At 70.3% G+C, this 25,292-nt stretch carries 28 protein-coding genes; 12 read left to right on the top strand and 16 right to left on the bottom strand.

Going from position 1 to position 25,292, the window contains the following annotated elements:
- Positions 1-7 precede the first annotated feature (7 nt).
- The 3 genes from ACGFK0_RS24280 to ACGFK0_RS24270 are packed head-to-tail and all read right to left on the bottom strand — an operon-like array spanning position 8 to position 2,676.
- Complete coding sequence (locus ACGFK0_RS24280) at positions 8-730, bottom strand: alpha/beta hydrolase (RefSeq protein ID WP_392908430.1); 723 nt, start codon at positions 728-730, stop codon at positions 8-10.
- A gap of 42 nt (positions 731-772) precedes the next feature.
- The gene (locus ACGFK0_RS24275; RefSeq protein ID WP_392908428.1) at positions 773-1,087 is read right to left on the bottom strand and encodes an ATP/GTP-binding protein; all 315 of its coding nucleotides are present in this window, start codon (positions 1,085-1,087) and stop codon (positions 773-775) included.
- A 14-nt stretch (positions 1,088-1,101) separates the two neighbouring features.
- Complete coding sequence (locus tag ACGFK0_RS24270) at positions 1,102-2,676, bottom strand: 3-hydroxyacyl-CoA dehydrogenase family protein (protein WP_392908426.1); 1,575 nt, start codon at positions 2,674-2,676, stop codon at positions 1,102-1,104.
- 54 nt (positions 2,677-2,730) lie between these two features.
- Between ACGFK0_RS24270 and ACGFK0_RS24265 the strand changes: the two genes are divergently transcribed.
- The gene (locus tag ACGFK0_RS24265) at positions 2,731-3,741 is read left to right on the top strand and encodes an LLM class flavin-dependent oxidoreductase (protein WP_392908424.1); all 1,011 of its coding nucleotides are present in this window, start codon (positions 2,731-2,733) and stop codon (positions 3,739-3,741) included.
- A 64-nt stretch (positions 3,742-3,805) separates the two neighbouring features.
- On the opposite strand, the gene ACGFK0_RS24260 is transcribed toward ACGFK0_RS24265, so the two are convergent.
- Both ACGFK0_RS24260 and ACGFK0_RS24255 read right to left on the bottom strand, forming a co-directional pair.
- Positions 3,806-4,192, bottom strand: coding sequence for an SCO5389 family protein (locus tag ACGFK0_RS24260; protein ID WP_392908421.1), 387 nt, complete (start codon positions 4,190-4,192; stop codon positions 3,806-3,808).
- Positions 4,193-4,328: 136 nt separating this feature from the next.
- Positions 4,329-4,520 (bottom strand): hypothetical protein, encoded by a 192-nt coding sequence (locus ACGFK0_RS24255; RefSeq protein WP_392908419.1) that lies wholly within the window; start codon positions 4,518-4,520, stop codon positions 4,329-4,331.
- 197 nt (positions 4,521-4,717) lie between these two features.
- On the opposite strand from ACGFK0_RS24255, the gene nucS reads away from it, so the two are divergent.
- From nucS to ACGFK0_RS24225, 6 genes are all read left to right on the top strand, one after another.
- On the top strand, positions 4,718-5,398 hold the full coding sequence (nucS, locus tag ACGFK0_RS24250; protein WP_358465711.1) for an endonuclease NucS: 681 nt from the start codon (positions 4,718-4,720) through the stop codon (positions 5,396-5,398).
- A 43-nt stretch (positions 5,399-5,441) separates the two neighbouring features.
- On the top strand, positions 5,442-5,849 hold the full coding sequence (locus tag ACGFK0_RS24245) for a DUF3224 domain-containing protein (RefSeq protein WP_392908415.1): 408 nt from the start codon (positions 5,442-5,444) through the stop codon (positions 5,847-5,849).
- A 30-nt stretch (positions 5,850-5,879) separates the two neighbouring features.
- A complete protein-coding gene (locus ACGFK0_RS24240; protein ID WP_392908413.1) occupies positions 5,880-6,464 on the top strand; it encodes a TetR/AcrR family transcriptional regulator in 585 nt (194 codons plus the stop codon).
- A gap of 73 nt (positions 6,465-6,537) precedes the next feature.
- On the top strand, positions 6,538-7,326 hold the full coding sequence (locus tag ACGFK0_RS24235) for a site-2 protease family protein (RefSeq protein WP_392908410.1): 789 nt from the start codon (positions 6,538-6,540) through the stop codon (positions 7,324-7,326).
- Positions 7,327-7,427: 101 nt separating this feature from the next.
- Positions 7,428-8,927, top strand: a complete 1,500-nt coding sequence (locus ACGFK0_RS24230; RefSeq protein WP_392908408.1) for an aldehyde dehydrogenase family protein — start codon at positions 7,428-7,430, stop codon at positions 8,925-8,927.
- Between the two features lie 53 nt (positions 8,928-8,980).
- Complete coding sequence (locus ACGFK0_RS24225) at positions 8,981-9,475, top strand: GNAT family N-acetyltransferase (RefSeq protein ID WP_392908405.1); 495 nt, start codon at positions 8,981-8,983, stop codon at positions 9,473-9,475.
- Here ACGFK0_RS24225 and ACGFK0_RS24220 read toward each other — a convergent pair.
- The 3 genes from ACGFK0_RS24220 to ACGFK0_RS24210 are packed head-to-tail and all read right to left on the bottom strand — an operon-like array spanning position 9,472 to position 12,533.
- Complete coding sequence (locus ACGFK0_RS24220) at positions 9,472-10,335, bottom strand: NAD(P)-dependent oxidoreductase (protein WP_392908402.1); 864 nt, start codon at positions 10,333-10,335, stop codon at positions 9,472-9,474. The two genes, ACGFK0_RS24225 and ACGFK0_RS24220, sit on opposite strands and share 4 nt — an antisense overlap.
- A 49-nt stretch (positions 10,336-10,384) precedes the next feature.
- Complete coding sequence (locus ACGFK0_RS24215; RefSeq protein WP_392908400.1) at positions 10,385-11,782, bottom strand: rhodanese-like domain-containing protein; 1,398 nt, start codon at positions 11,780-11,782, stop codon at positions 10,385-10,387.
- Positions 11,783-11,798: 16 nt separating this feature from the next.
- Positions 11,799-12,533 (bottom strand): OBAP family protein, encoded by a 735-nt coding sequence (locus ACGFK0_RS24210; RefSeq protein ID WP_392908398.1) that lies wholly within the window; start codon positions 12,531-12,533, stop codon positions 11,799-11,801.
- A gap of 161 nt (positions 12,534-12,694) precedes the next feature.
- Between ACGFK0_RS24210 and ACGFK0_RS24205 the strand changes: the two genes are divergently transcribed.
- Positions 12,695-13,783, top strand: coding sequence for a sulfite oxidase (locus ACGFK0_RS24205; protein ID WP_392908396.1), 1,089 nt, complete (start codon positions 12,695-12,697; stop codon positions 13,781-13,783).
- Between the two features lie 153 nt (positions 13,784-13,936).
- Positions 13,937-14,371, top strand: coding sequence for a ComEA family DNA-binding protein (locus tag ACGFK0_RS24200; RefSeq protein WP_392908393.1), 435 nt, complete (start codon positions 13,937-13,939; stop codon positions 14,369-14,371).
- Between the two features lie 23 nt (positions 14,372-14,394).
- Here the strand turns inward: ACGFK0_RS24200 and ACGFK0_RS24195 are convergent, their stop codons facing one another.
- Together ACGFK0_RS24195 and ACGFK0_RS24190 are read right to left on the bottom strand one after the other, a co-directional pair.
- A complete protein-coding gene (locus ACGFK0_RS24195; protein WP_392908391.1) occupies positions 14,395-14,655 on the bottom strand; it encodes a hypothetical protein in 261 nt (86 codons plus the stop codon).
- The gene (locus ACGFK0_RS24190) at positions 14,652-14,966 is read right to left on the bottom strand and encodes a hypothetical protein (RefSeq protein WP_392908389.1); all 315 of its coding nucleotides are present in this window, start codon (positions 14,964-14,966) and stop codon (positions 14,652-14,654) included. Before ACGFK0_RS24190 ends, ACGFK0_RS24195 begins: the two co-directional genes overlap by 4 nt.
- Positions 14,967-15,103: 137 nt before the next feature.
- Here ACGFK0_RS24190 and ACGFK0_RS24185 point away from each other — a divergent pair, with 137 nt between their 5' ends.
- Both ACGFK0_RS24185 and ACGFK0_RS24180 read left to right on the top strand, forming a co-directional pair.
- Positions 15,104-15,907, top strand: coding sequence for a helix-turn-helix transcriptional regulator (locus tag ACGFK0_RS24185; RefSeq protein WP_392908387.1), 804 nt, complete (start codon positions 15,104-15,106; stop codon positions 15,905-15,907).
- Positions 15,904-16,110, top strand: a complete 207-nt coding sequence (locus ACGFK0_RS24180; protein ID WP_392908385.1) for a DUF397 domain-containing protein — start codon at positions 15,904-15,906, stop codon at positions 16,108-16,110. Before ACGFK0_RS24185 ends, ACGFK0_RS24180 begins: the two co-directional genes overlap by 4 nt.
- Before the next feature lie 84 nt (positions 16,111-16,194).
- Here ACGFK0_RS24180 and ACGFK0_RS24175 read toward each other — a convergent pair whose 3' ends face one another.
- The 4 genes from ACGFK0_RS24175 to ACGFK0_RS24160 form a co-directional block, all read right to left on the bottom strand.
- Positions 16,195-17,790, bottom strand: coding sequence for a DUF222 domain-containing protein (locus ACGFK0_RS24175; RefSeq protein WP_392908383.1), 1,596 nt, complete (start codon positions 17,788-17,790; stop codon positions 16,195-16,197).
- A 763-nt stretch (positions 17,791-18,553) separates the two neighbouring features.
- A complete protein-coding gene (locus ACGFK0_RS24170) occupies positions 18,554-18,997 on the bottom strand; it encodes a hypothetical protein (RefSeq protein WP_392908381.1) in 444 nt (147 codons plus the stop codon).
- 19 nt (positions 18,998-19,016) lie between these two features.
- A complete protein-coding gene (locus ACGFK0_RS24165) occupies positions 19,017-20,096 on the bottom strand; it encodes a DUF6745 domain-containing protein (RefSeq protein WP_392908378.1) in 1,080 nt (359 codons plus the stop codon).
- A 283-nt stretch (positions 20,097-20,379) separates the two neighbouring features.
- The gene (locus ACGFK0_RS24160; protein ID WP_392908376.1) at positions 20,380-21,576 is read right to left on the bottom strand and encodes a serine hydrolase domain-containing protein; all 1,197 of its coding nucleotides are present in this window, start codon (positions 21,574-21,576) and stop codon (positions 20,380-20,382) included.
- A gap of 104 nt (positions 21,577-21,680) precedes the next feature.
- Between ACGFK0_RS24160 and ACGFK0_RS24155 the strand changes: the two genes are divergently transcribed.
- Positions 21,681-21,833 (top strand): hypothetical protein, encoded by a 153-nt coding sequence (locus tag ACGFK0_RS24155; RefSeq protein WP_392908373.1) that lies wholly within the window; start codon positions 21,681-21,683, stop codon positions 21,831-21,833.
- Between the two features lie 187 nt (positions 21,834-22,020).
- On the opposite strand, the gene ACGFK0_RS24150 is transcribed toward ACGFK0_RS24155, so the two are convergent.
- Complete coding sequence (locus ACGFK0_RS24150; RefSeq protein WP_392908371.1) at positions 22,021-23,406, bottom strand: FAD-binding oxidoreductase; 1,386 nt, start codon at positions 23,404-23,406, stop codon at positions 22,021-22,023.
- Between the two features lie 224 nt (positions 23,407-23,630).
- A complete protein-coding gene (locus ACGFK0_RS24145; RefSeq protein WP_392908369.1) occupies positions 23,631-25,223 on the bottom strand; it encodes a GMC family oxidoreductase in 1,593 nt (530 codons plus the stop codon).
- Between the last annotated feature and the right edge of the window lie 69 nt (positions 25,224-25,292).

Genomic DNA, 25,292 nt, shown 5'->3' with positions numbered 1-25,292 from the left:
CATGAGGTTATTCGCCCGGTTCGTCCCATTCAGTGGGGAGCGGGGCCGCCGTCGGAGCGACCCGCTTGACGATCTCGTTCAGGACGATCCGGACGTACGGCTCGCCCACCCAGAGGTGCTTGGCGTTCTCCACCGCGACCACCTCGGCCTGCGGGACGCGCTTGAACCGCTCCCGCGCCTCCGCCGGACGCAGAAAGTCGTCGAACTCCGGGACCAGCGCCACGACGGGCCGTCCGTCGGCGCCCCAGGCGTCCAGGTCCGCGTCACCCGCCCGTCTCAGCGGCGGGGACAGCAGGATCGCGCCCTCGACCAGCGGGTCACGCCCCCACTTCAAAGCCAGTTCGGTGCCGAACGACCAGCCGAGCAGCCACGGGTGCGGCAGATCGTGGTACTCGGCGTACTCCAGCGCCGCCGCCACGTCGAACCGTTCGGTCTCCCCCTCGCCGAACTCGCCCTGGCTCGTGCCGCGCGCCGACGTCGTCCCGCGTGTGTTGAACCGCAGCACGGCGACACCGGCGAGCGCGGGCAGCCGGTAGGACGCCTTGCGCAGGACGTGGCTGTCCATCATGCCCTGAGCAGTGGGCAGCGGATGCAGGCACACCAGCGTCGCCACCGGCGGCCGGTCCAGGGGAAGCGCCATCTCACCGACCAGCTTCAGCCCGTCGGAGGTGTGCAGCGTGATCTCCTCGCGCCGCGCCGGCAGCACCGTCGCCGCCCTGATCTCCGCCATGGCTCTCCTCTGTTCATTTCGGGGACGAACCCCGGTCAAGGGCTAAAAGCGCGGCGCGTCACGCGAACGCATGATGCGGGGCGAACGCCGGCCGCGGGCCTGCCAGCAGGGGCGATGCCAGTGCCGGCGGTCCTCGCCGCCCCGGTCGTCCGCCGGCCACGCGACGACGTGCGCGACGCCCGGCGGGATCTCCTGGTCGCACCCCGGGCACCGGTACGCCTTCGTCGCGGCGGCCCCGGAGATCGCCCGGACGATCCATGCGCCGTCCGGGCCCTCCTCGGTCTCCTGCGCCCACACTCCCCCGCCGCCCCGCGAGGGACGTCCGGACAGCGCACGACGATTCTTCCGGGGGCTCATGCCTTCGAGGATATTCAGTACAGCGGGCTTCCGGCGGTCACGTGTTCCGTGAGGAGCGGGGTGGGGGCCAGGGCCGGGTCCCGGGTCTCGGCGTGCAGGGCGCGCAGGACGGTGACCGCGCGGTCCAGGCCGAGCCGGTCGAGGTCGGCGATCGGGCCCGTCGGGTAGCCGCAGCCGAGCGTCATCGCGGCATCGATCGAGTCGGCGTCGGCGTATCCGGCGCCGAGCATCGCCGCGGCGTCGTTCAGGTACGGGAAGCGCAGGGCGTCCACGATGAAGCCGGCGCGGTCGCGGCAGCGCACGACGGTGAGGCCGAGGCGTCCGGCGAGGTCCGCGGCCCGGTCGGCGATCCGCGGGTCGGTCGCGACCGTGGCGGCGACCTCGGCGAGCGTGCCCGCCGGGTCGGGCAGGTGCAGGCCGACGACGTCGGCGGGACGGCCGGTCGCCATCGCCTGCTCGATCACCGGGCCGGACACCGACGTCACGGCCAGCACGGCACCGGGCTTGGCGGCCTGGGCGGCGGCGGACAGCAGCGCACGCCCCGCCTCGGCGTCCTCCGCGGCCTCGACGATCAGGTCGCAGTCGGCGAACCGGGCGGCGGAGTCGCGGACCTCGGCGCCCGCCCGGTCGCACAGCGCGGCGATCGCGTCCGCGAGGGGGCCGACGCCGACGATGCCCACGACCGGCTTCGGGCCGCCGGCCGCCTCCGCCGCGGGTTCGGCGGCGGACGTGTCGTAGGTGTAGAAGCCGCGGCCCGTCTTGCGGCCGAGGAGCCCGGCGGTGACGAGTTCGCGCAGCAGCGGGGATGCGGCGTGGCGCCGGTCGCGCGACTCGGCGTAGATCGCTTCGAGCACCTCCAGGCAGGTGTCGAGGCCGATCAGGTCCATGAGGGTGAACGGGCCCATCGGCAGGCCCGCGCCCACCTTCATCGCGGTGTCGATGTCGTCGCGGGTCGCGTGCCCCGACTCCAGCATGGACGCGGCCTGGTTCAGGTATCCGAACAGCAGCCGGTTCGCGACGAAGCCGGCGCGGTCCCCGATCGTCACCGGGGTCTTGCCGAGGCCCGCCACGAGGCCGGCGACGCGGGTCACGGCGTCCGGCTCGGTCAGGACGGTCGCGATGACCTCGACGAGCTTCATCACGGGCGCCGGGTTGAAGAAGTGCACCCCGACGATCTTGGTGGGACGTCCGGTGGTGACCGCGATGTCGGTGACCGACAGCGACGAGGTGTTGGTGGCGAGGACGGCGTCGTCCCGGCACACCCGGTCCAGTTCGGCGAAGACCTTGCGCTTCAGGTCGAGCCGCTCCGGGACGGCCTCGATGACGAGGTCGCAGTCGCCGAGGTCGGCGAAGTCGGTCGACAGCGCGACCCGGCCGAGGATCTCGCGCTGCGCGTCCTCGGTGAGCCTGCCGCGCTTGACGGCCCGTCCGGTCGAGCTTTCCAGGTGCCCGCGCCCGCGTTCCAGCGCGTCCTGGTTCACCTCGATGCCGACGACCGCGAGGCCGCCGCGCGCCAGCACCTCGGCGATGCCCGCGCCCATCGTGCCCAGTCCGACGACTCCGACTCTGCTGAACGAACCACCAGTCATGACGGCAGTCTCCCAAAACGCTCGCGCGCCCACGAGGGCGGGTACGACGGGGACGTGCGCCTCGGAATCTTCCTCCTCGCCACCCGCCACCCGCCCAACGAAACTTCCCGCTCGGGTCCCCAGCGGGACGCCGCCGCCCTGGCCCGGACCGTCGAAGCCGCCGCCGCCGCCGAACGGGCCGGGTTCGACGACGTCTGGCTGGCCGAACACCACTTCATGTCCTACGGGGTCGTCCCGTCGGCGACCGTCCTCGCCGGGCACATCCTGGCGCTCACCGGCCGCGTCCATGTCGGGACGGCGGTCAGCGTGCTGTCCACCCGGCACCCGGTGGCACTGGCCGAGGAGGCGGCGATGCTGTCGCTGCTGTCCGGCGGCCGTTTCCGCCTGGGCGTCGGACGCGGCGGGCCGTGGCGGGACCTGGAGGTGTTCGGCACCGGTCTCCCCCGTTATGAGGAGGGCTTCGCCGAGTCCCTCGACCTTCTTCTGTCCTGGCTGCGCTCGGACCGGGTCGCATGGTCCGGCGAGCACTTTCGCTTCCGCGAGGTTCCGGTCGTCCCGCGCGCGCTTGCCCCGCCCCCGGTGGCGGTCGCGTGCACATCCCCCGCCACCGAGGCGCTCGCCGCAGAACGCGGCCTGCCGATGCTGCTGGGAATGCATGTCGGACCCGACGAGAAGGCCGCCGCCGTCGCCCGCCACGGCCGCCCGGAGGCTCCGCACATCTCCACCCATGTCGCCCAGGTCGCCGACACACGCGAAGAAGCCGTGAAGACCCTCATGGACGAGATGCCGCGCTGGCTGGGCCCAGGGCTGGAGGGATACGTTCCCATCGACGACCGTCCACGGCCGTCCCGTGACCCCGTCGCCTACACGCGCCTCATGTGCGATCTGCATCCCGTCGGCTCACCGGACGACTGCGTGGAATCGCTCGTGACCACCGTCGAACGCACCGGAATCCGGCACCTGATCCTGCTGGTCGAAGCCGCCGGCTCCCGCGCCGCCACCCTGGACAACATCGCCCGCCTGGGCGCCGACGTCCTCCCCAAGGTCCGCGCCGCCACACGCTGACCTGCGGCGTGTCGCCCTGATGAGGCCGTTCTCAAGGGCGGCACGCCGCAGGTCGGCGAAGCGGTCAGCAGTCGCGGAGTTCGGGGGACTGGTTGAGGATCTGTTCGCGGGCCGTCACGAACGTCCGGTGGGCGTCCGACTCGCCGGCCGGGAAGACCGCCACGCGGTGGCAGTTCTGGAAGGCGAGCCTGACGCCGAAGTAGCGTTCCAGGGTGCCGCGCATGGCGTCGCTCGCGAGGACGCGGAGCAGCTGACCGCGGGCCTGCTCGTCCGGCGGCGGCGTCAGGTTGTCGGCGAAGTCTCCGCCGTCCACCTGCAGCCGCGCCACCAGCCCGCTGATCATGTCCCACGCGTACGGGAGGGACGTTCTGATGCATTCGACGAACGCCGCGTCGCCGACCTCGCCCTTCTGCGCCGTCTCCAGGAGTTCCGGGGTCACGTCAAGAGACATGCGGGGGTCCTTTCGCCAGACGGAGGATGACTCCCACACGCGACGCTAATCACGACGCCCGGAGAATTCCAGGCTTGACAAAGATTTTCATTTCGCTACGCGCCGCCCCCGGCCGGACACTCCGGCCGGGGGCGGGTCACCGTGCGGGCGCCGCACCGTGCTCGGACGGCCGCCGCCGGGCCGGGCGGGCCGCGCCGCGCTCGGCCTGGTCGGCCCAGAACTCGCGGGCCAGGCGCGCCAGCCGGCCGGCCCTTGCGGCCCGCGCCTCCGCCCGCATCTCACGGGCCCGCTCCCGCATGATCGACTGCATGATGTCGTGGTGGTACACGGCCCCTCCTCTTTGGATTCCGGGCCCACGGACGGGCCCGACATCCAAGAGGTTCGTCCTAAGGCGTCCGCCCCCACATCGGCACGACGCCTTAGATCCGCGGCCGTCCCGCCTTAGCGACCCGCCACCGTCGCCGCCCTCGCCGTCCGCGGCCGATCCGGCCCGCGCGCCCGGCCGCGCCGCTAAAGTTGGGCGGCGTGCGTCTCGTTATCGCCCGGTGCAGCGTCGACTACGCCGGCAAGCTCACCGCCCACCTGCCGATGGCCCCCCGCCTGATCCTGATCAAGTCGGACGGGAGCGTCAGCGTCCACGCCGACGACCGCGCCTACAAGCCCCTCAACTGGATGAACCCGCCCTGCTCGCTGCGCGAGGAGAGCTACGAGGACAACGGCGCCATCGCCCGCTGGACGGTCACGCACGGCAAGTCCGGTGAGCGGCTCATCCTCACCATCGAGGAGATCCTGCACGACACCAGCCACGAACTCGGCGTGGACCCGGGCCTGCAGAAGGACGGCGTGGAGGCGCACCTGCAGGAGCTGCTCGCCGAGCACATCACCACGCTCGGGGACGGATGGTCGCTGATCCGCCGGGAGTTCCCCACCGCGATCGGCCCCGTCGACATCCTCTGCCGGGACGAGGGCAGTGCCACGGTCGCCATCGAGATCAAGCGGCGCGGCGAGATCGACGGCGTCGAGCAGCTCACCCGCTACCTGGAGCTGCTCAACCGCGACCCGCACCTCGCGCCCGTCCGCGGCGTGTTCGCGGCGCAGGAGATCAGGCCGCAGGCCCGCGTCCTCGCCACCGACCGCGGCATCGACTGCGTCACCCTCGACTACGACGCGCTGCGCGGCATCGAACACGAGGGCACCCTGTTCTGATCGGACCTCCCGCGGCGCCGGTGCGGACGGCATCATTGCGGGCATGACTTTCCAAGCCGGCGGCAGCTTCGACATCGACGCCTGGGACGCCGACAAGCCCTATGACGAGCGCGGCGGGACCAAACTGACCCGGGTCACCGTCCGCAAGACGTTCCACGGCGATCTCGTCGGGACGAGCACGACCGAACTGATCACCGTGGAGTCCGCGGCCGGGCCCGTCGCCTACGTGGGGGTCGAGCACGTCCAGGGCATCCTGCACGGCCGCGAGGGCGCGTTCGTCCTGCAGCACAGCGCGGGCAGCGAGGACGGGACGCCCGGTACGCAGTGGCTGCGGTGGCTGATCGTCCCCACGTCCGGCACCGGCGAGCTCGCGGGCATCCGCGGCACCGGCCAGATCACCGTCACCGAGGACGGCGCCCACACCTGGACCCTGGAATACTCCCTGGACTGAGGGTCGGCGCGCGGCCGGTAATCTGCAGGCATGCCCCCGGTCAGCACCGACGCCACGCGCGAGCGGATCATCGAGGCCGCGCAGGAGTGCTTCGGCCGCTTCGGCGTGGCCAAGACCACGGTCGAGGACATCGCGGCCGCGGCGAAGCTGTCCCGGGCGACGGTGTACCGCAGTGTCACCGGCGGGCGGGACGAGCTGATCCTGGCCGTGCTGGTCCGCGACCTGCACCGGTTCCTGGACCGGCTCGCCGAGCGGCTGCGCCGGGAGCGGTCGGTGCCGGAGGCGATCGTCGAGGGCACGATGGACGCGGTCGAGTACGTCCGCGGCGAACCGACCGTCGCGCACTTCCTCGTGCCGGAGGCGGCGGGCCACATGCAGGCGGCGGTGGCGGGCGCGGCCGAGCACATCCTGGCGCTGTGCTGCGACTATGTGCGCCCCTACTTCGAGCAGGCACAGCGGCAGCGGACGCTGCGGGCCGACATCGACGTGGAGGGGACGGTGGAGTTCCTCTTCCGGATCATCACCTCGCTGATCGTCATGGACCGCGACCGGGACGCCGACGGGCTGCGCCGCTTCCTGCGCACCTATGTCGTTCCGGTGATCGCGGCACCGTGACTCCGGCGAGAAGGTAGCTTCGAAGACCGGTCGGGGCACCGGCGGAACGGCGTGGGCGAGAGGGGCCAGGGCGATGGAGGGGACTGCGCACGGGACGCGGGGGGGTGCGGCCGTCCGGCCGAGCCCGGTGTTCCTCGCGATCGTGGGGGCGACGGTCCTGTGCGGCCTGATCGCCTGGCGGTACGGGGAGGATCCGGCCAAGCCCGCGCGGCTGGCGCTGTTCGGGTTCGTCCTGTCGGCCTGGATGCTGTCGCTGTGCGTGCACGAGTTCGGGCACGCCTACATGGCCTACCGGTCGGGCGACCGCAGTGTCGTCTCCAAGGGCTACCTGACGCTGAACCCGCTGAAGTACTCCGACATCACGCTCAGCTTCCTGATCCCGGTGGTGTTCATCGTGCTCGGCGGGATCGGCCTGCCGGGCGGCGCCGTCTGGATCGAGCGGCACCGGATCCCGGGCAGGCTGCGGCACAGCCTGATCTCGGCGGCCGGCCCGCTGTCCAACGCGCTGTTCGCGATCATGCTGGCGGTGCTGTACAAGAACTTCGCCCACCAGGATCACGGCGTGTTCTGGCTGGGCGTGGCGTTCCTGGCGTTCTTGCAGGTCACGGCCGCGGTTCTGAACCTGCTGCCGGTCCCCGGGCTGGACGGCTTCGGGATCATCGAACCGTATCTGCCGCGCCGGTGGGTGGACAAGGTCGCCCCGTACGGCGGCTACGCCTTCCTCATCCTGATCGCCCTGCTGTGGCTGGGGCCGGTCAACGGGGCCTTCTTCAACGTGATCTTCAACCTCACCGGCGCGCTGGGGCTGGACGAGTTCCCGATCCAGTTCGGCCACTCGCTCTTCCAGTGGTGGCAGAACTGACGACGTGAGGCCGGGGGTGCCCACCCGGGACATAGGGTGATTTACTAGCGAGCACATCTCTGCAAGCAACCACTTACCAGGCTCCTCCCGGGAGGTTCCCCATGTCCGTGGCCACGGAGAGCGCCGAAACCTTCGCGTCCCTGAACCCGGCCACCGGCGAGGTCGTCGCCGAGCATCCCGTCCAGGACGCCGCCGCCGTGGCCGCGGCGGTCGAGCGCGCCCGGGAGGCGGCCGGGTGGTGGCGCGCCCTCGGCTGGAAGGAGCGCCGGCTGCGGCTGCTGAACGTCAAGGGGTCGCTCGCCCGCAACCTCAACCGCATGGCCGAGCTCATCCACCAGGAGACCGGCAAGCCGCTGCAGGACGCCCAGCTGGAGACGATCATGGCGATCTCCCACCTGGACTGGGCCGCCCGCAACGCCCGGAAGACCCTCGGCCCGCGCACCGTCTACCCCGGCATGATGGCGATCAACCAGAAGTGCGTGCTGGAGTACCAGCCGCTCGGCGTCGTCGGCGTGATCGGCCCGTGGAACTACCCGATCTTCACCCCGATTGGCTCGATCGCCTACGCGCTCGCCGCCGGCAACGCCGTCGTGTTCAAGCCGTCGGAGTTCACCCCCGGCGTCGGCGTGTTCCTTGAGGAACTGGTCGCCGCCGTCGTCCCCGAGCACCCCGTCCTGCAGACGGTCACCGGGCTGGGCGAGACCGGCGCGGCGCTGTCCTCGTCCCCCGACATCGACAAGATCGCCTTCACCGGCTCGGCCCGCACCGCCAAGCGCGTCATGGCCGCCTGCGCGGAGAACCTCACCCCGATCGTCGCCGAGTGCGGCGGCAAGGACGCCTGCATCGTCGACTCCGACGCCGACCTCGACGCCGCCGCCGACGCCGCCCTGTGGGGCGCCATGTCGAACGCCGGCCAGACCTGCATCGGCGTCGAGCGCATCTACGTCGTCGACGACGCCTACGACAAGTTCCTCGGCAAGCTCACCGACAAGGCCCGCGACCTGCGTCCCGGCTTCGACCGCGAGGCCGCCTACGGCCCGATCACGATGCCGTCGCAGCTCGACATCATCGAACGCCACATCAAGGACGCCCTCGACAAGGGCGGCACGGCCGTCGTGGGCGGCGCCGAGTCCGTCCGCAAGCCGTACGTGGAGCCGGTCGTGCTGACCGGCGTGCCGGACGACTCGTCCGCGGTCTGCGAGGAGACGTTCGGCCCGACCATCACCGTCCACCGCGTCAAGGACCTCGACGAGGCCGTCGAGAAGGCCAACCGGACCAGCTACGGCCTCGCCGGGACGATCTTCTCCGGCGACAGGTCCCGCGCTATGGACGTCGCCCGCCGGATGCGCTCCGGCATGACGTCCATCAACGCGTTCGCCGCGTTCGCCCAGGTCGCCGCCCTGCCGTTCGGCGGCGTCGGCGAGTCGGGCTTCGGGCGCATCCACGGCGCGGACGGCCTGCGCGAGTTCACCCGCCCGAAGGCCATCACCCGGCAGCGGTTCGCGACGATGAACCTGACGTCCTTCGAGCGGACCGAGAAGGAGATGGCCCGCGTCCTCGGCCTGATCAACATGATCCACGGCCGCCGCTACAAGCGCTGACGCCCGCGCGCCCCCGCCGGGACCCGGCGGGGGCACGGCCTAGACTCGAAACCATGTCATCAGGGACGTTCGGCGCACCGGTACGCAGCCGCCTCCAGGCGTCCCTGCGCGCGGCGCCCCCGCCCGCACGCGGTTTCCGCCTGTTCGCCGACGACGACGTCCCCGCGCTCGCCGCCCTCATGTGGGACGCCTACCGGGGGACACCCGACGAGGCCGACGTGGGCGACCCCGAAGGCGCGGAACGCGAAATCCAGCTCACCCTGGACGGCGAATACGGCACCTTCCTGCGCGAAGCGTCGTTCGTCGCCGATCCCGAGGGGCGTCCCGTCGCCGGGGCCCTCGTCACCCTCTACAAGGACCTTCCGCTCCTGGCGTTCCTGTTCGTCAGCCCGTCCCATGCGGGACGGGGCATCGGACGCGGCCTGATCGAAGCCGTCATGCACACCCTCGCCGAGCAGGGCCACGACACCCTGTCCCTCGCCGTGACCCGCCGCAACCGCCGCGCCCGGCTCCTGTACGACCGCCTGGGCTTCGTGGAGGTCGCCTAGCCGCGCAGCTGAGCGAACAGGCTGGAGAAACCCTCGTGGCCGTGGCCGGCGGCGATCCGCTCGTCCATGAGCGTCTTGACCTCGCGCATCCGCGTCACGTCGACGCCGAGGGACCGCCGGTGGTCGATCAGATCGTCCATCAGCGCGGCCTGCACCGACAGGGGGCCCAGGTCCGGCGGGAACTCGCCGTCGCGGACCGCCTTCCCGATCGCGGTGATCAGCGGCGGATAGCCGGCGGCCATCGACTCCGCGACACGCTCGGCGAACTCCGCCGGATCCACCCCTTCCGCCTGCACGAGCCGGAGGGTGTGCAGGAAGCCGATGAGCAACTCGTATCCGGTCGCGACCTGCGCCATGAACTCCACGGACGCCGATCCTGCGTCGGTGCCGTAGAACGTGCCGTTGCCCAGTTCCCGCAGCGTCGGCTCATGGGCATCGAACGCTTCGCGGGAACCGCTGTAGGAGATGAACGCGTTGGACGTTCCCAGATCCGGCGGGTCGGCCATGATCCCGCCGTCGATGTACTGGGCGCCGTGCTCGGCCGCCCACCGTCCGGTCGCCCGTGCCCGCCCGGGAGAGCCGCTGGTGAGGTTCACCAGCGCCTTGCCGGCGACCGCGCCGCCGACCCCGGCGAGAACCTCGTCGACGGCGTCGTAGTCGAGGACGCAGACCACCACGAGCGGGCTCGCGCGCACCGCCTCGGCCGCGTTCGCGGACACCGACACACCGGCCAGGGACGCGCCCTTGCCGGCGGTGCGGTTCCAAACCGTTGTCGGATGGCCGCGCTTGACGAAGGTCTCGGCGATGGCCGATCCCATCTGGCCGAGCCCCAGTACCGTGACGGGAACGGTCGTGGTCATGGAGATCCCCTTCGGACGATGTCTGACCTCGCCGCCCGAACGTACGACCTCAAGTGCGGTCGAGGTCAAAACCGGCGGCCGTCCACGCCGTCATCCCGCCGAGCACGTTGAGGACCGGCACGTCCCGGTGCCCGGCCAGCAGGCTCGCGGCGACCGAGGAGCGGTACCCGGAACCGCACGTCACGGCCAGAGGTTTGCCGCCGGGCACCTCGCCGAGTCGTTCGGGCAGGTCCGCGCCGGTGATGAAGGCGGCGCCGGGGGCATGTCCGGCGGACCATTCGGCGGGCTGGCGGACGTCCAGCAGGTTCACCTCGCCGGCCCGCAGGCGGTCGCGGAGTTCGTGGACGGTGATCTGCGGGACGCGCCCCAGTGGTTCGGCGGCGGTGCGCCACGCGGCCATGCCGCCGGACAGCCAGCCGATGGGCGGTTCGTAGCCGACGCGCAGCAGGTCCCAGATCACCGTCCACAGATCCTCGGGCCGGTCCAAGACGAGGAGCACGCGGGCGTCCTCCGGCAGCACGGTCCCCGCCCAGGTCGCGAAGGACGAGCCGAGGCCGACGTTGAGCGCGCCGGGCACATGGCCCCCGCCGAACGCCTCCGGGGCGCGCACGTCCAGCACCACGGCGCCGTCGTCGCGGGCCTGCTTGACCTGTTCCACCGGCAGAGCGGCCGGCTCCTCGATCAGGGTGATGGGCTCGACTCCCGCCAGGTTCCTCGCGCGCATCCTGCGCCAGTACGGCGGGACGGCGGGCAGGTCCTCCAGGGACAGGCAGTTTTCGACGAACCGGGCCGTGTCGCCCGCATCGGCGAGCCGGGCGTTGGTGCGCCGCTCGTAGCCGACCGTGGTGGACAGCCGGCTTCCGATGCTTCCGCCGCACAGCGACCCGGCCACGTGCGTCGGGAAGACCTCCACATGGTCGGGAAGAGAAAGGATCTTGTGCTGCACGGTGGCGCAGAGGGCGCGGGCGGCCTCCTCGGCTTCCGCACGCCCGCCGAGCAGGTCGGGCCGCGCCAGATCACCGACCAGCAGGGCACCGCCGGACAGCAGCAGCGCCGGTTCGTCCGAGCCGGCGTCCCGGTCGTGGACGAGCAGGCTGATGTGCTCGGGGGTGTGCCCGGGGGTGTGCAGCACCTCGATGCCGATCTCGCCGATCTCGAACTGCTCCCCGTCGCGCAGCGGCCGGTGCCGATAGCCGAGGTCCGCGGTGGCCGCGCCGAACACCTCCGCGCCGGTGCGGACCGCGAGCTGCGTCACCCCGGAGAGGTAGTCGTTGTGGCCGTGGGAGTCCAGCGCGTACCGGATGCGCAGCCCTTGGCGGCGCGCCTGCGCCAGGTAGTCCTCGACGTCCCGCCGGGGATCGAACACCAGCGCCTCTCCGGTCTGCTCCGACCCCAGCAGGTACGAAGCATGCCCCAGACCTTCGAGGTAGAACTGCTGGAAGAACATCGGGCCGCCCTCCAGGTCAGGACTTGGTGCCGGGTTCGCCTGCGTCACGAACGTCGGTGACGCCTGGAATGGGGGCGGTGTGGGGAAAGTCGTCCTTCATCTCGTCGACGCCCCACTGGGGCCTTGCGATGCCAAGGAAGGACTGGCGGTCGGCACGTTTGGCGGCGGTGTCCACACTCATGGCCTCGTTGCGGTCGCGGCGCAGTTCCTCGTCGCACTCACCGTCACGGTTGAACGACCACATGAGCTTCGGATCGCCATAGGGCAGATCCGTGCCCGTCCGCCCGCCGGTGTGCCAGGTGTGCCATGTCTTGCCGTAGGAGTTCATCAGCTGCTTCATGAGCGCCTTCTCGGCGGCGTCGGGCAGGCCGGGCGCGACGAGCTGCCCGGACAGCACCTCGAAGTTGTGCGGGTGCCAGTAGGGCCTCTCCCCGGCGGGCATCGTCTCGAACAGGCGGCCGGAGACGATGTACTCGATGCCGACGAGGTTGGCGTCCTTGGTGTTGCCGTCGAAAACGACGCATTGGAGCAGGTCGTCGTTGACCACGCGGCAGTAGTGGTGGGCTTCCATCTGCATGTCGGGTTCTCCCTTCGCGCAGTGGAAGCCGACGACATAGACGTCGAAGCCCTTGAGCGGGGTCGCCTCCTGCAGCAGGTTCGCGCCCTGCTCCAGGGTCGCCAGCCGGCCTCCCTTGCCCCGTCCGGCCGGGGCGGGGCTTTCACGATCCTTGATCATCAAATTGACGGCCATGGCCACCCTTCGCCTCTCGGTCCGGCCCCGCCCCAACGAACGGCCGGGCAGACGTCGCTTCGGACACTGGGGCCTGCCGTACCCGTAAAGACGCGTTTCGCACCCCCGGGTCGACCTGCGCACGGACCGCTTCAACCGCACGGAACGGGTACCCCGACAGCATGAGTCCATGGGGGAAGCGGGACGACATGCTGGTACACCAGCGGGAGCCCTTCAACGCCGAGCCGCCCCGCACGGCGCTGGCCGGGTACCGCACGACGCCACCGGACGCGTTCTACGTCCGCAACCACGGCCCCATTCCCGGCGCCGACCCGGCCACCTGGCGGCTGACCGTGGACGGCCTGGTGCGGCACAGGCTGGAACTGTCCCTGGAAGACCTGCGCGAGCGGTTCGACGAGGTCGAGGTGACGGCGACGCTGCAGTGCGCCGGCAACCGCCGCGCCGGCCTGATCGACGTCCGCGACATTCCCGGTGAGGCCCCGTGGGGTCCGGGCGCCACCGCCACCGCCCACTGGAGCGGGGTGCGCCTGGCCGACGTCCTGACACACGCCGGCCTGCGCCCCGACGCCGCGCACATCGCCTTCGCCGCCCCGGACGTCTCCCCGCTCGCCGACCCGCCCCAGCCGTACGGCGGCTCCATCCCCACCGGCAAGGCCCTGAGCCCGGAGGTGCTGCTGGCCTGGGCCATGGACGGCCGTCCGCTCCCCCGGATCCACGGCGCCCCCCTGCGAGTGATCGTCCCCGGATGGATCGGGGCCCGGAGCGTCAAATGGCTCACCCGCGTCACCGCACGGGCCGAACCGTCCGGCAACTACTTCCAGGCGACCGCCTACCGCGTGCTTCCCGCCGAGGCCGACCCCGGCCGCGCCGGGCCGGGCGACGGCATCTCCCTCGGCCCCATCGCCCTGAACTGCGACATCCTCAGCCCCGACGACGGCGCGCGTCTGCCGCCCGGCCCCACCCGTCTCACCGGCTACGCCCTGGCCGGCGACGACCGCACCGTCGCCCGGGTCGACGTCTCCCTGGACGGCGGCCGCTCCTGGGCACAAGCGGACCTGGACGCGGGGGACGAACCGTGGATGTGGCAGCACTGGCACACCACCGTGAACCTCCCCGAGGGCGAAGTCGAGGTCACCGCAAGGGCCTGGGACTCCACAGGCGCGGTCCAACCCGAATCCCCTGCCCACCTGTGGAACCCCAAGGGCTACGTGAACAACTCCTGGGCCCGAATCCACCTGAACACCAGCTGACCCCCACCTGAAAGCCTCGGTCAACCGGAGCGTGTCGCTGCACGTCGAATCAGTAGCGGCCGAGGAGCGCCGCCATGACGGGGACCGGACCAGGACACAGAGTCGCGACTGGTCGCGACGTCCGAGAGCGCGGCGGGCACCACCGCCGACACGGTGTTCGTCCTTGCGAATCTCTCGTCGATTCTGATCGGCACGACCCACGCCCTGGTCATCAGGCGCCGCATCTTCCCCGCGTCCGCCCGGCCCGATCCCCTCGAACAGGCCGAGCGTGAGGCACGTCACCGCCGCGACCTGCGTGCCCGCGCGGCCGACATCGCCCGGAATTCGCCCCAAACGGCGTGGGAGATGCGCATCGGCCGTCCCGACCTGCCGAGGAACGTCGACGACGGCGGCCTCGTCGACATCAACCACGCCCCCGCGTCCGCGCGCATGACCATCCCCCACATGACACCGGACCTGGCCGAACGCATCGTACGGCTGCGGGACGACGTGGGCGGCTTCGGCTCGGCCGAGGAGGTCGCGGCCCTCGCCCAACTCCCCCCGACACTCACACCGCACCTCCCCGAACACGCGGTCTTCCTCCGCTGACCCGGGAGCCAAGGCGGTCCCGGTCAAGGCACACGACGCAAGGCCGTCTTCACCTGGACCAGAGCGTCGGTCAGATGATCTCCCTCGCACATCCAGATGCCACCACCCCAGCTGAACCACCAGCGATCCGCGTCGTCGGCACGGGGCAGGCACTCGATCTCCACACCACGCGAATCCGGCCCGTCGGTGACCCGGAGCCGACGTTCACGGGTCCTCTTCACCGTGTACCCGTGGCCCTGCAGGAGCTGCGCAAGCGCGGCCACGAACACGTGCCCGTCCGTCATGGCGCCGCCCGTTCCACGTCCGCCCGGATCTGGTGCGCGGCCGCGCCCAATTCGTTCACCGGCCGGATCTGCTCGCCGGTGCGTGCGTAACAGAACCACCACTGTCCCTCGCGGTATCCACACCCGACCGTTGCCGCGCGGCCGGGGATCTCCAACGGCATCACGTTGAGGACGGGGTAGCCGTCGACCGCGGTGAACGCCGTGAACAGCCCGGTGACCGGGACGAACAACGTGGCCAGCCGGGCCAGGAAGAGGACCCGCTCACGCTGGGGGATCAGATTGCCGCCGGTGAAGCATTTAACAAAATCCATGATCGACCTCTTTGCCGTTCGGGAATTTCCTTTTCGGCCTCCAATCCTCAGCCATCCCGGTTACTCTCGGCCATAAGTCCGTCTCCACAAGCGATACAGGGGCCACACAAAGCCCTGTGCGGATAGAAAGGGTTCTCATGCCGACGCCGCCCCCGTCTGAATCGGCCCGAGCATTCTTCGCCTTTCACCTCAAGCGGCACCGAGAGGAAAAAGGCTGGTCACAACCCACACTTGGGACAAAAATCCACATCTCGGGCAGCCTGGTCAGCGGAATCGAACTCTGCACCCGCCGCCCGACCTTCAAGGTCTGCCAGAAGCTGGACGAGGTCTTCGGCCTGGACCAGTTCTTCGAGGCCCTCTATCCCCGCGTCATCGAGGAGACCGGCCTCCCGGCGGGCTTCCCCGAGTTCATCGACGCCGAGGCCGACTGCGACCTGATCAAACTGTACGAAAACTTCGTGATCACCGGCCTCTTCCAGACCGAGGACTACGCGCGTGCCGTCCTTCGCGCGGGCCAGCACCCCGAGAAGCTGGAGAACCTCGTCACCGAGCGAATGGGACGACAGGAGGTCCTCAAGCGAGAAAACCCGCTCGTGATCACTGCGCTCCTCGACGCCTCTGTACTCCGTCGATCCTTCGGCGGTCCCGAAGTCATGCGGGCTCAACTCGATCACCTGCTGACGCTCTCAGAGCTGCCCCACGTCCACATCCACGTCGTACCGGAGGACGCCGAACTCTGCCCGGAGGGCGCATTCATGATCTTGTCCTCCGCGGGCGAGCCGGACACGGCCTACGCCGAATCTGCGGGTGGACGCGGGCGCCTGATCGACGATGACGGATATGTCGCCGAACTTGGCATACTGTTTGAGTTGATCAGGTCTAAGGCGCTGAACGCCGAGGACTCGCAGGCCGCAATCCGCAAGGCGTTGGAGGAACTGTGAAGACGACCGACTTCTCATCCGCCCACTGGCGCAAAAGCAGCCACAGCGGCGGCGCGAGTGGCCAGTGCGTGGAAGTCGCGCGGGGGTCCGCCCTCATCGGCATCCGTGACAGCAAGGATCCCCAGGCAGGCCACCTCACTATCGACCGCACCGCCTTCGCCGGGCTACTGGCCCAGGCCAAGGCGGGAACTCTCGATCTCTGATCCGGCACTGTCGGCCCCGGCGGATGTCCTGCCGGGGCCGGTGTGGTTCTCCCCGTTCTGTTCTGCCGTGTGGGGGTGCCGGAATCACTGCCGGTCGGGGTGGACGATGTACCAGGCGCCTGACGGGGTGACCCAGATCAGCAGTCCGGCCCAGATTTGAAAGAGTCTCCAGTCCGTGCGCTGTTTCAGCCTGTGATGGCGTCTGCAAAGAGGTGCGAGATTGCAGCGGCACGTGATTCCGGGCCGCCAGGGCACCGTATGGTCCAGGTCGCAGCGGTGTGAGGGCTGGTTGCAGGTGGGGAACACGCACGTCTGGTGGCGGGCTTCGACCTCTCGCCGCATCGCCGCGGAGGGCCGGTAGCCGGGTCTGCCGTGGACCTCGTCGCCACCCCGACAGGCCGCGTCGCGAGCGTCTGAGAACTGGCCGTGGATGCGCTGCACCGCCTGCCGGATGGCATGAGGCAGTTCACAGGGTTGGACGCGTGCGTGCACGTGTCTCAAGCGTCGATCCACCTCGTCCGTCAGCGCTGCGATGCCGAGATCGTCGGACGTGCCGCCCGATTCGGTTCGCGTGCCCGGAAAGGGTGGTCCGGCGTCCGTCCCACTGCCCGGTTGGGGGGAGCAAGCCGGCGAAGGGTCACCGTTCCGGTAGGTCACGGCCTCGCCGTCGAGTCCTCGGACGTTACCCGAGCGCTGACCGGGGACGGCGACCGCGGACGATGGCACAGAGCCGCCGCCCGGCACGGCTTCGGTGTGGCCATGCAGCACCGGCAGACTGGGTGATGCACAGTCACGACCGATGGCGGGGCTTTCGTCCTCCTCGGGAGGCGCAGGGTCGGTGTCGTCGCGCGTCTGTGTGAGGACGGTCCGGATGGCGTCGGGAAGTTCAACGCCGTGCAGAAGTTGTGCGGCGAGGTCGGCGCGGATGGCGTTCAGGGGACGGGTGTCGCCGTCGGTCTTGATGCCGTGCGCGGCGGCGGTGATCTTGTTGTAGATGGCGTGGGCGTCCTCGGTGGCCAGGTCGCACAGGGCCAGGTCGGTGGTACCGGACGAGGTGTCCCACACCTCCAGCCGCCGCAGCCTGGTCGCCTCCCGCTTGCGTTCCTCGATCGCTTCGGGTGCGAGGCGCTGCGCGATCCTCCTGATGCGGCGACGCAGTTGCCCCGTGGTCTGCCCGGACGCCTTCTCCAGGGCGGCGCGCTGCACCCGACCGGCCGCCTCTTCGGGAAGGCGGTCGGTGACATCGCAGATGACGCGGGCCTTGGCCATGTCGAGTTGCCCTGCGCCCAGCGCGTCGCCCGTCTCGGCCAGCGGGCCGGTCAACTGTTCGGCGAGGTGGACCAGGGTTGCGGCGGTGTTGCTGGTGACGGTCAGTGCGGCGGCGACCTCTTCGGTGACCGACTCCCGGGCGGACAGGATCCGGTAGTCGGGGTCACCGGCGTCCTCATCGGCGGTGTGGCGACGGGTGAGTTCGGCGATCGCGGCCAGTTCCCGCGCCTGCGCCCATGAGGTCTGCCGCCGGGCCGCCGCCGCGACCTGGAGCAGTTCATCGTCGGTCAGATCGTCCAGGCGGTTCTTCCCGCCGGACAGGCAGATCGCCAATTGCGGTCCGGGCGGGAACCACTCCCGGTCTTCCCATTCACGCCGCCCACCCGCAATTGCGGTGACCGATGCCGACATTGACACCACCGTTCACCTCCAACCCGAACTCCCATCCCCCATCATAGGCGACTCCCCCGCCAATACCGGCAGACAATCCGGACACGCCACATTACTGTCACCACCTTTTCCAGCCTGCGCCACGAAATGGCCAGCCCGCGCATGCGTCACGCATCAAGCACACGCTCCAGGCTTGCCATCACCAGCACCCCAAGGCAACCACCCGTCCTCGCAGACCGCTTTTCCGCGCGCAGCGCGGCACCGACAGCACCCCGCACCGAACCGGCAGATGAACACCCCACCCGAACCATAACCGCAACCAACGTGACAGCAACCGGCGACACAGCGAAACGAGCGCTCCCACCTTCGGAAGGCCACCTCAGCCACCCACCCACAGCGACCAGACTAAACCGATAAAAAAAGACCTCAGCCACGCGCTCAACACTAAGGAACCCCACCGTGAGCAACCGGCAGCAGGCGACCAACCGCAAGAAACGCCACAGAGAAGACCGCAAAAGAAAAGACGCGCCAAGGCCAGGCCCGAAAGGCCCTCATTCATCTCACTCACCTGAGTCAGATGCTGAGCGCATTCTCAGATCTTGCCGCAGGGCCGAGGACCATCAGAAGTTGACGGTGGTGGCCACGCGCAACGTCCAGGCGGGCAAAGGCCGACGCCAGCGCCAACGCCCCCGCCCGGAAAGGACGAGGGCGACGGCGTTCCTCATTTCGCACATGAGCCCGGCCCGACAGTCTGGAACCCGTCGGTGAATGCCGCGCCGATGGTTCAGTCGGCGACGAGGCGGGAGCCCCATCCGCCGGCCGTGTATTCGCGCTGGCGGCGGATGGCGTAGCGGCCCGGTGTGCAGCCGGAGGCGCCGTGCTCGGGATGAAGCAGGTAGACGGGGGCCGACGCCTCGAAGACGCCGAGGGTGAGGCCGCCCCCGTCCGACACGCTCTTCGTCCAGCGGCAGGTGTGGGGCTCGGCGACGAGGGTGTGGGGGTTGCCACCGGCCTCGCCCCGGAGCAACTCGACGCCCTCGGGCGGCACGTCCGTCCAGGTGACGTTCGGCAAGAACGACAAAGACGCCGAGATTTCGGACAAGGGGATGACGATCAGGTCGCCCTGGGCTTGGAGCCCGTCGATGACGGGGATGCTCACCGACTGTTCAAGATGGTCGAGCACGGCGAGCCCGGTCTGCTGGGAAAGGGACGCGAGAGTCACGGTCATGGGAATCACCTCAATCACCTCAGGTTCGTCGGACGAGTCGTGAGTACTGGTCGGCGGACAGCCCATAGGTCCATCCGGCGGCGGCGATCGGGTCCTCGATGCCGCCCGGCACGGTCAGCCCGTACCGGCGGCGATGTCCATCGCGTTCGACGGAGCCGTTGACGGCCAGAAGCACCCTGGTCTGCTCGCGCAGGTCGTAGAGCCGCAACTCCGAGCCGGGGTTGCCGGGATCGGGCGCGGCGGCGACGAGCCGCAGCCCGGCCCGGTCGATGTAGTCGCCCCAGCCGATCTTCTCGATCGCACACCGCCGGACCTCGACGTTGGTCTCCCGCGTGATCCGTTCCACGTCCGGGTCGTCGATCACCCAGGACGGCACTTTCGTGCCGTGCCAGGCGTGCACGGTCCAGCCGTCGGCGAAGCGCAACGCGGGACCGTCCGGGCGATGAAGCCGCACCTGCCCTTCGTCGCCCCAGACCTCGGTGTGGATCTCGACGGGCCGCTCGGAGACGACGCAGACGTCCTCGCGCGGCCACCACCAGCCGCAGGACCTGGCCAACGTCGCCCACAGGTCGAGCAGACGGTTCTGTTCGGGCGTGAAAACCACACCGGACGTCCGGCGAACCGCGTCATAGTGGGCGGACCAGGACGCGCAAAGAGCCGCGTACCAGAAGTCGCTCCGCCTGTCCGTCCTCTGAACCGACCAAAGCGCCATGGCAAGCGTGCTGCTGCCGGAAACCGCGATCGGTGCTCGGACCAACTGCCTCAACATCAGGTCCAGTGGGCGGTAGCCCCGGAGGACGCAGACGTCGAGCTGCGCGGTCAGTTCGCTGATCAGCCTGCGGAAACCCAGTGGCTGGGGCCAGTCGGCGAAACGGTCCACGGTCTCGGACGCCCGCAGCCGCACGCCGGGCGGGACGGTTTCCAGGGCGGACACAGGGGAGGCGACCCAGTGGAATCGCGGTGGATCGAGCCCGATCAGCCGGTAGAGCTCGGAGATGGCGGCCTCGGCCGCCGGACGGTCGGCGGGCTCGGTGGACAGCAGATGCCCGAGCCATTCCGCACGGATGTCGGCAGCTTCCCGCTGCGCGAAGACGCTCACCGGACGAGGGCGGCGACGCCCCTTTCATAGATCATGAACCGGATGCTGACAGACCGCTGGCCCGCCTGTCCACCCCTTTCCCCATCACCACGCACGAGACAGCGGCTTACCGGCAACGCTTGGCATCGGCCGCTCACAGCAGCATCTGCTCACCGACGACGCCCACTACCAACCCCTCACCAGCGGCGCCCCGACCGGCCGCCTACCAGCAGCGCCTACCGCCAACCCCTCACCAGTGGCGTCCGCTGCCAGCCGCTTACCAGCGGCGCCTGGTGTTGGCCGCCTACCGGCGGCGCTTGGCGTCGGCTGCTCTTCGCTTGGCCACACGGGTGCGGAGGCGGCGGACCGCGCGTTCCGCTTGCCTCCTCCGGACGGCCTGGATCGTCCCCGTTTCCAGGCCCAGTGCCAACCGGACCGCGTCGGCGACCTCGTCGGCGAGGCCCAGCGGTGCGAGGGTCAGGAGGTTGGGCATGTACGCGAAAGAGAATCCGCGATCGGGGTCGGCGAAGGCCAAGCCGCCGCTGCCGGACGTCCAGCCGAAGGCGCTCGCACTGCCCATGCCCATGATGCCGACCATGTAGCCGAGTCCCTTCGGGACCGGGCCCCAGGTCACCCGGTCCTCTTTCGTCGTGATCGCCCTCGAGAGGCGGCCTGTCCTGGCCGGGCCGATGAGTCGGACACCGTCCACCTCACCGATGAGGGCGGCGTACATGCGGGCGAGAGCATGGGCCGTCGCCCCACTCCCGGACGGGGCCGTCTGCAGTTCTGGCCGGTTCGCCAGTGCGGCGTGTTCTTGCAGCCATGGCGGGACCACCTGGTGGTACAGCGAGCCGTCAGGGAAGTTCGCCATCGGTTCCGATCGGTCTGCGTCCTCGAACCGCGCTACCCGGGGCAGGTGACCGGTGGGGATGCCGAACCACAGGTCGCCGGAAACGCCGAGCGGGGCTGCGACCTCGTCACGCAGCACCGCCGAGACGGGCCGCCCGGTGACCCGGCGGACGACCTCGCCGAGGATGAAACCGAAGGTCAGCGCGTGGAAACCGGTCGCGGTGCCCGCCCGCCAGAGCGGCCGCAGGTCCGCGATCCGCGCGCACATCCCGTCCCAGTCGGCGAGGTCGTCGAGTGTGATGCCGGGCGGTGCCTGCGGTACCCCGGCGGAATGAGTGAGAACGTGGGCGATCGTCATATCGTGCTTACCGTGGTCGCCGAACTCCGGCCAGTAGGCGGCAACCGGGGCGGCGTAGTCGAGCAGTCCACGTTCGGCGAGGGTATGGACGACGGTCGACACCGGCCCAGGGCCCGGACCACAGGTGAAGAGGGTTCGTTCATCGACCGGACGGCCGGTGGTGGTGTCCGCCTTGCCAGAGCACACGTTCACCACGAGTTCGCCGTTCAGGTAGGCGGCGATCTGGAGGCCGACCTCCTGCCCGGACGCGACAAGGTGGTCGGCCAGTTCCTGGGTGCGTGACTGCGCGTCCATCTGAGGTTCCTCCGGAGGGTCGGCACGAATCTAAGGCGTCCTAGGCGGCGTAGATAAGGCGTCGTCCCAATGTGGGGGGTGGGGTCTTAGGACGAACCTTGTACATGTCGGGCCAAGAGAGGCCCGGCGGGAACAAGGAGAAGGACATGAACCGGCCGGAGTTCAGCAAGGTGATCATCAACGACCGCGTACGGGTGCTGCGGAACGAGGCGAAGAAGGCGCGTCGCGTTCGCATCGCGAAGGCGATCAAGCGGTGACGCCCGCGGCCTGTACGCACACAGCGCCCCCGTCGGACGGACGGGGGCGTTGCTCTTTCCACGGCCTCCCCAGGCCGGGCAGACCAGTCAGACTGGCCCGACCAGTCAGAGCGGGCCGACCAGGCCAACCAAGCAAGACCAGGCCAACCAAGCAAGACCAGGCAGACCAGGCAGACCGGACGGGCCGTTAAGCGTGTGCGGCCGGGTGGATGTTCTGGTTCGCCCGGAAGAAGTTGTCGGGGTCGTACTTCGCCTTGACCTGCGCGAGCCTCTCGTAGTGGTCACGGTAGGTGGCCCGGACCCTGTCCTCGCTTTCGTCCGCGCCGAGGAAGTTCACGTAGGAACCGCCCATCGAGTACGGGTGCAGGTCCTCCCAGTAGTCCACGCACCATTGCCGGATGGTCGCCGCGTTCGCGGGATCGGGGTCGATGCCGGCGTAGACGCCGGACCAGGTCGCGTCCCGGTAGCTCCAGGCGGTGTCGTCCCTTCCCACCCGGTGGGCCGCGCCGTCGATCGGGTACAGGTGCATGGTGGACAGGTCGGTGGGGATCTCCGAACCGTACTTGTGGTGGACGTCGATGGCCTCGTCGGTGAGGCGGTCGAAGAAGTCGCCCCGCCAGTACCACTGCAGACCGGCCGGGATGAGGTCGTCGAACATGGTCTGGAGCATCGGGTACGGCATCGGGCTGGTGAAGTGGAACGCAGGCCGGCCGGGGGCGGTCACCTCCGCGAGGGCGCCGTCCAGCTCGTCCGGGTCGCCGGTGTAGCACCAGACGACGGCGCACATCTTCCTGCCGTGGATCTCCTCGGGGAACGGCGGTCCGGGAGGGATGACGAGGACGGCGAAGAAGCCGCTCAGGTCCTCGGGCGCCTGTGGCAGGAAGTCGCGGTACCACTGGAGCACGTCACGTGTGGCATCGATCGGCCATGCGGTGATGCCGACCCCGACCGTCCGCACCGGGTGGAGCCGGAAGGTGAACTCGGTGACGACGCCGAAGTTCCCGCCTCCGCCTCGAAGCGCCCAGAACAGGTCGGAGTTCCGCGACTCGGACGCGGTGACCCAGGTGCCGTCCGCGAGGATGACGTCGGCGGCGAGCAGGTTGTCCACGGTGAGGCCGTACTTGCGGGTGAGATGTCCGTGGCCGCCGCCGAGCGTGAGGCCGCCGACCCCGGTCGTCGAGACGATCCCCGCGGGAGTGGCCAGCCCGAACCCGTGGGCGGCGTGGTCCAGGTCGCTCAGGAGGCTTCCGCCGCCGACCTCGGCCGTGCGCGCGTCCGGATCGACCCGCACCCAGCGCATGGGCGACAGGTCGATGGTCACGCCGCCCTCCACCAGGCACAGGCCGGGACCGCTGTGGCCACCGCCGCGGACGGCCGCCTCCGCACCGGCGTCGCGGATCAGGCCGATGGCCGCCGCCACGTCCGCGGCGTCGGCGCACGGGACGATCGCGGCGGGAGATGTGTCGATCATCGCGTTGTAGATCGCGCGCGCCCGGACGTACTCCGAGTCCTGTGGGCCGACGACCGGGCCGCGCAGCGTAGTCCGCATGGATTCCAGAACCGTGGCCTCCATCAGGCCTCCCCCGTCGGGCCGCGGCACACCCCGTTCCGCGTACCCGGGTATCGATGCCCCGCCGGGTCCCTCCCGGCAGGGAGTTACCACCAGCATCAACCCGCACTCAATCCCCCCACAACCAGACAAAGGGAAAATACTGCCCGACGTCCGAGCGGACGGGACCATGGCCACCCCGGGCGCGGCCTATCCCGGGCGCGGCCTCGCCTCCTCCGGGGCGCGGCTTAGGTCGGGGCGTTGGCGGGTTTGAGGGGGGTGCGGCCGCGGATGAGGTCGGCGGCGCGTTCGGCGATCGCGATGGTGGGGGCGTTGGTGTTGCCGCGCGGGACCGCCGGCATGACGGACGCGTCCACCACGCGGAGGCCCTCGACGCCGCGGACGCGCAGGTCGGGGTCGCAGACCGCATCGCCCGCGCCCATCGCGCAGGTGCTCGTGGGGTGGAACAGCGTCGCGACCTCGCGGCGGACGAAGTCCGTGATGGCCTCGTCGGACTCCACCTGCTCGCCCGGGGCCCACTCGCCTCCGACCAGGGACGCCAGCGGTCCGGACGCGGCGATCTCGCGGGCCTGCCGGACACCGGCGACCAGGATGTCCAGGTCGGCCTTCTCCGCGAGGTAGGCGGGGTCGATCAGCGGCTTGGAGCGGGGGTCGGCGGAGCGGAGGGTCAGCGAGCCGCGCCCGGCGATGGAGATCGCGGTGACCATGACCGACAGGAGCCGCTCGGCCGTATCGGTGAGCCCCTGGTTGACGAACGGCGTCGGCAGCACGTGGTACTGCAGGTCGGGTGCGGGCAGCCCCTCGGCCGTCCGGACGAACCCGCCCGCCTCGGCGACGTTGGACGCGTACGGGCCGCGTCCGAGGGCCTGGTAGAGGGCGAGGGAACGGGCGTTCGCCAGTTCCCACAGGGCCTTGCTGCGGGGGGTGGCGAACATGACGTTCACGAACGGGTGGTCCTGGAGCCCCTGCCCGACCGGGGAGTCGACCAGGACGTCGATGCCGAGGGAGCGCAGGTGGCCGGCGGGCCCGACCCCGGAGAGCATGAGGATCTGCGGGCTGTTCACCGCGCCGCCCGACAGGATGACCTCGGCCCCGGCGCGGGCCAGCATCGTCTCGCCCCGTGCGTCATAGCGGACGCCGGTGGCGCGGCCGTCCTCGATCACGACGCGGGTCGCGAGGGCGTCGGTGACGACGGTGAGGTTCGGGCGGTGCTCGATCGGGTGCAGGTACCCGGCGGCGGTCGACCAGCGCCGGCCCCGCTTGTGGGTGACCTGGTAGAAGCCCACGCCGTCCTGGTCGGCGCCGTTGAAGTCGGGGTTCGCGGCCAGCCCGTACGCCTTGGCCGACTGCACCCAGGCGCGGGTCAGCGGGTGCTTGTAGCGCAGGTCCTCCACGCGCAGGGGACCGCCGACGCCGTGGTAGGGGATCTCGCCGCGCTGCTGGTCCTCGGCGCGCAGGAAGTAGGGCAGCAGGTCCTCATAGCCCCAGCCGTCGCAGCCGTGCGAGTCGCGCCAGGTGTCGTAGTCGTGCCGGGCGCCGCGGATGTAGATCATCGCGTTGGTGGACGAGCTGCCGCCCAGCGTCCGCCCCCGCGGCCAGTACACGCTGCGTCCGGCGGCGTGCTCCTGCGGGACGGTGGCGTAGTCCCAGTCGTACGGTCCCTTGATCATCGACGCCACTGCGGCGGGGATGTGGATCTCGGGAGCGTCGTCGGGCGGGCCCGCCTCCAGCAGCAGGACGTTCACCGAGGGGTCCTCGGTCAGCCGGGCGGCGAGGACACAGCCCGCGCTGCCCGCTCCCACGATGATGTAGTCGTACACGGCGGCCTCCGGGAGTCTTTCCGAAACCCTACCGAACGGGCTTCTACGTGCGACGGCGCTAGGCTTCTG

This window comes from Spirillospora sp. NPDC048823, assembly GCF_043198445.1.
Taxonomy (GTDB): Bacteria; Actinomycetota; Actinomycetes; order Streptosporangiales; family Streptosporangiaceae; genus Spirillospora.
The sequence above is the reverse complement of the archived record's forward strand: the minus strand, read 5'-3'. Positions and strand labels throughout refer to the sequence as shown.

What these genes read in the sequence shown, in the direction of transcription:
- ACGFK0_RS24280 (WP_392908430.1), bottom strand. Translation starts at nt 730, where the DNA reads ATGGCGGAGATCAGGGCGGCGACGGTGCTGCCGGCGCGGCGCGAGGAG.
- ACGFK0_RS24275 (WP_392908428.1), bottom strand. Translation starts at nt 1,087, where the DNA reads ATGAGCCCCCGGAAGAATCGTCGTGCGCTGTCCGGACGTCCCTCGCGG.
- ACGFK0_RS24270 (WP_392908426.1), bottom strand. Translation starts at nt 2,676, where the DNA reads ATGACTGGTGGTTCGTTCAGCAGAGTCGGAGTCGTCGGACTGGGCACG.
- ACGFK0_RS24260 (WP_392908421.1), bottom strand. Translation starts at nt 4,192, where the DNA reads ATGTCTCTTGACGTGACCCCGGAACTCCTGGAGACGGCGCAGAAGGGC.
- ACGFK0_RS24245 (WP_392908415.1), top strand. Translation starts at nt 5,442, where the DNA reads ATGACTTTCCAAGCCGGCGGCAGCTTCGACATCGACGCCTGGGACGCC.
- ACGFK0_RS24240 (WP_392908413.1), top strand. Translation starts at nt 5,880, where the DNA reads ATGCCCCCGGTCAGCACCGACGCCACGCGCGAGCGGATCATCGAGGCC.
- ACGFK0_RS24235 (WP_392908410.1), top strand. Translation starts at nt 6,538, where the DNA reads ATGGAGGGGACTGCGCACGGGACGCGGGGGGGTGCGGCCGTCCGGCCG.
- ACGFK0_RS24230 (WP_392908408.1), top strand. Translation starts at nt 7,428, where the DNA reads ATGTCCGTGGCCACGGAGAGCGCCGAAACCTTCGCGTCCCTGAACCCG.
- ACGFK0_RS24225 (WP_392908405.1), top strand. Translation starts at nt 8,981, where the DNA reads ATGTCATCAGGGACGTTCGGCGCACCGGTACGCAGCCGCCTCCAGGCG.
- ACGFK0_RS24220 (WP_392908402.1), bottom strand. Translation starts at nt 10,335, where the DNA reads ATGACCACGACCGTTCCCGTCACGGTACTGGGGCTCGGCCAGATGGGA.
- ACGFK0_RS24215 (WP_392908400.1), bottom strand. Translation starts at nt 11,782, where the DNA reads ATGTTCTTCCAGCAGTTCTACCTCGAAGGTCTGGGGCATGCTTCGTAC.
- ACGFK0_RS24210 (WP_392908398.1), bottom strand. Translation starts at nt 12,533, where the DNA reads ATGGCCGTCAATTTGATGATCAAGGATCGTGAAAGCCCCGCCCCGGCC.
- ACGFK0_RS24205 (WP_392908396.1), top strand. Translation starts at nt 12,695, where the DNA reads ATGAGTCCATGGGGGAAGCGGGACGACATGCTGGTACACCAGCGGGAG.
- ACGFK0_RS24195 (WP_392908391.1), bottom strand. Translation starts at nt 14,655, where the DNA reads ATGACGGACGGGCACGTGTTCGTGGCCGCGCTTGCGCAGCTCCTGCAG.
- ACGFK0_RS24190 (WP_392908389.1), bottom strand. Translation starts at nt 14,966, where the DNA reads ATGGATTTTGTTAAATGCTTCACCGGCGGCAATCTGATCCCCCAGCGT.
- ACGFK0_RS24185 (WP_392908387.1), top strand. Translation starts at nt 15,104, where the DNA reads ATGCCGACGCCGCCCCCGTCTGAATCGGCCCGAGCATTCTTCGCCTTT.
- ACGFK0_RS24175 (WP_392908383.1), bottom strand. Translation starts at nt 17,790, where the DNA reads ATGTCGGCATCGGTCACCGCAATTGCGGGTGGGCGGCGTGAATGGGAA.
- ACGFK0_RS24170 (WP_392908381.1), bottom strand. Translation starts at nt 18,997, where the DNA reads ATGACCGTGACTCTCGCGTCCCTTTCCCAGCAGACCGGGCTCGCCGTG.
- ACGFK0_RS24160 (WP_392908376.1), bottom strand. Translation starts at nt 21,576, where the DNA reads ATGGACGCGCAGTCACGCACCCAGGAACTGGCCGACCACCTTGTCGCG.
- ACGFK0_RS24155 (WP_392908373.1), top strand. Translation starts at nt 21,681, where the DNA reads ATGTCGGGCCAAGAGAGGCCCGGCGGGAACAAGGAGAAGGACATGAAC.
- ACGFK0_RS24150 (WP_392908371.1), bottom strand. Translation starts at nt 23,406, where the DNA reads ATGGAGGCCACGGTTCTGGAATCCATGCGGACTACGCTGCGCGGCCCG.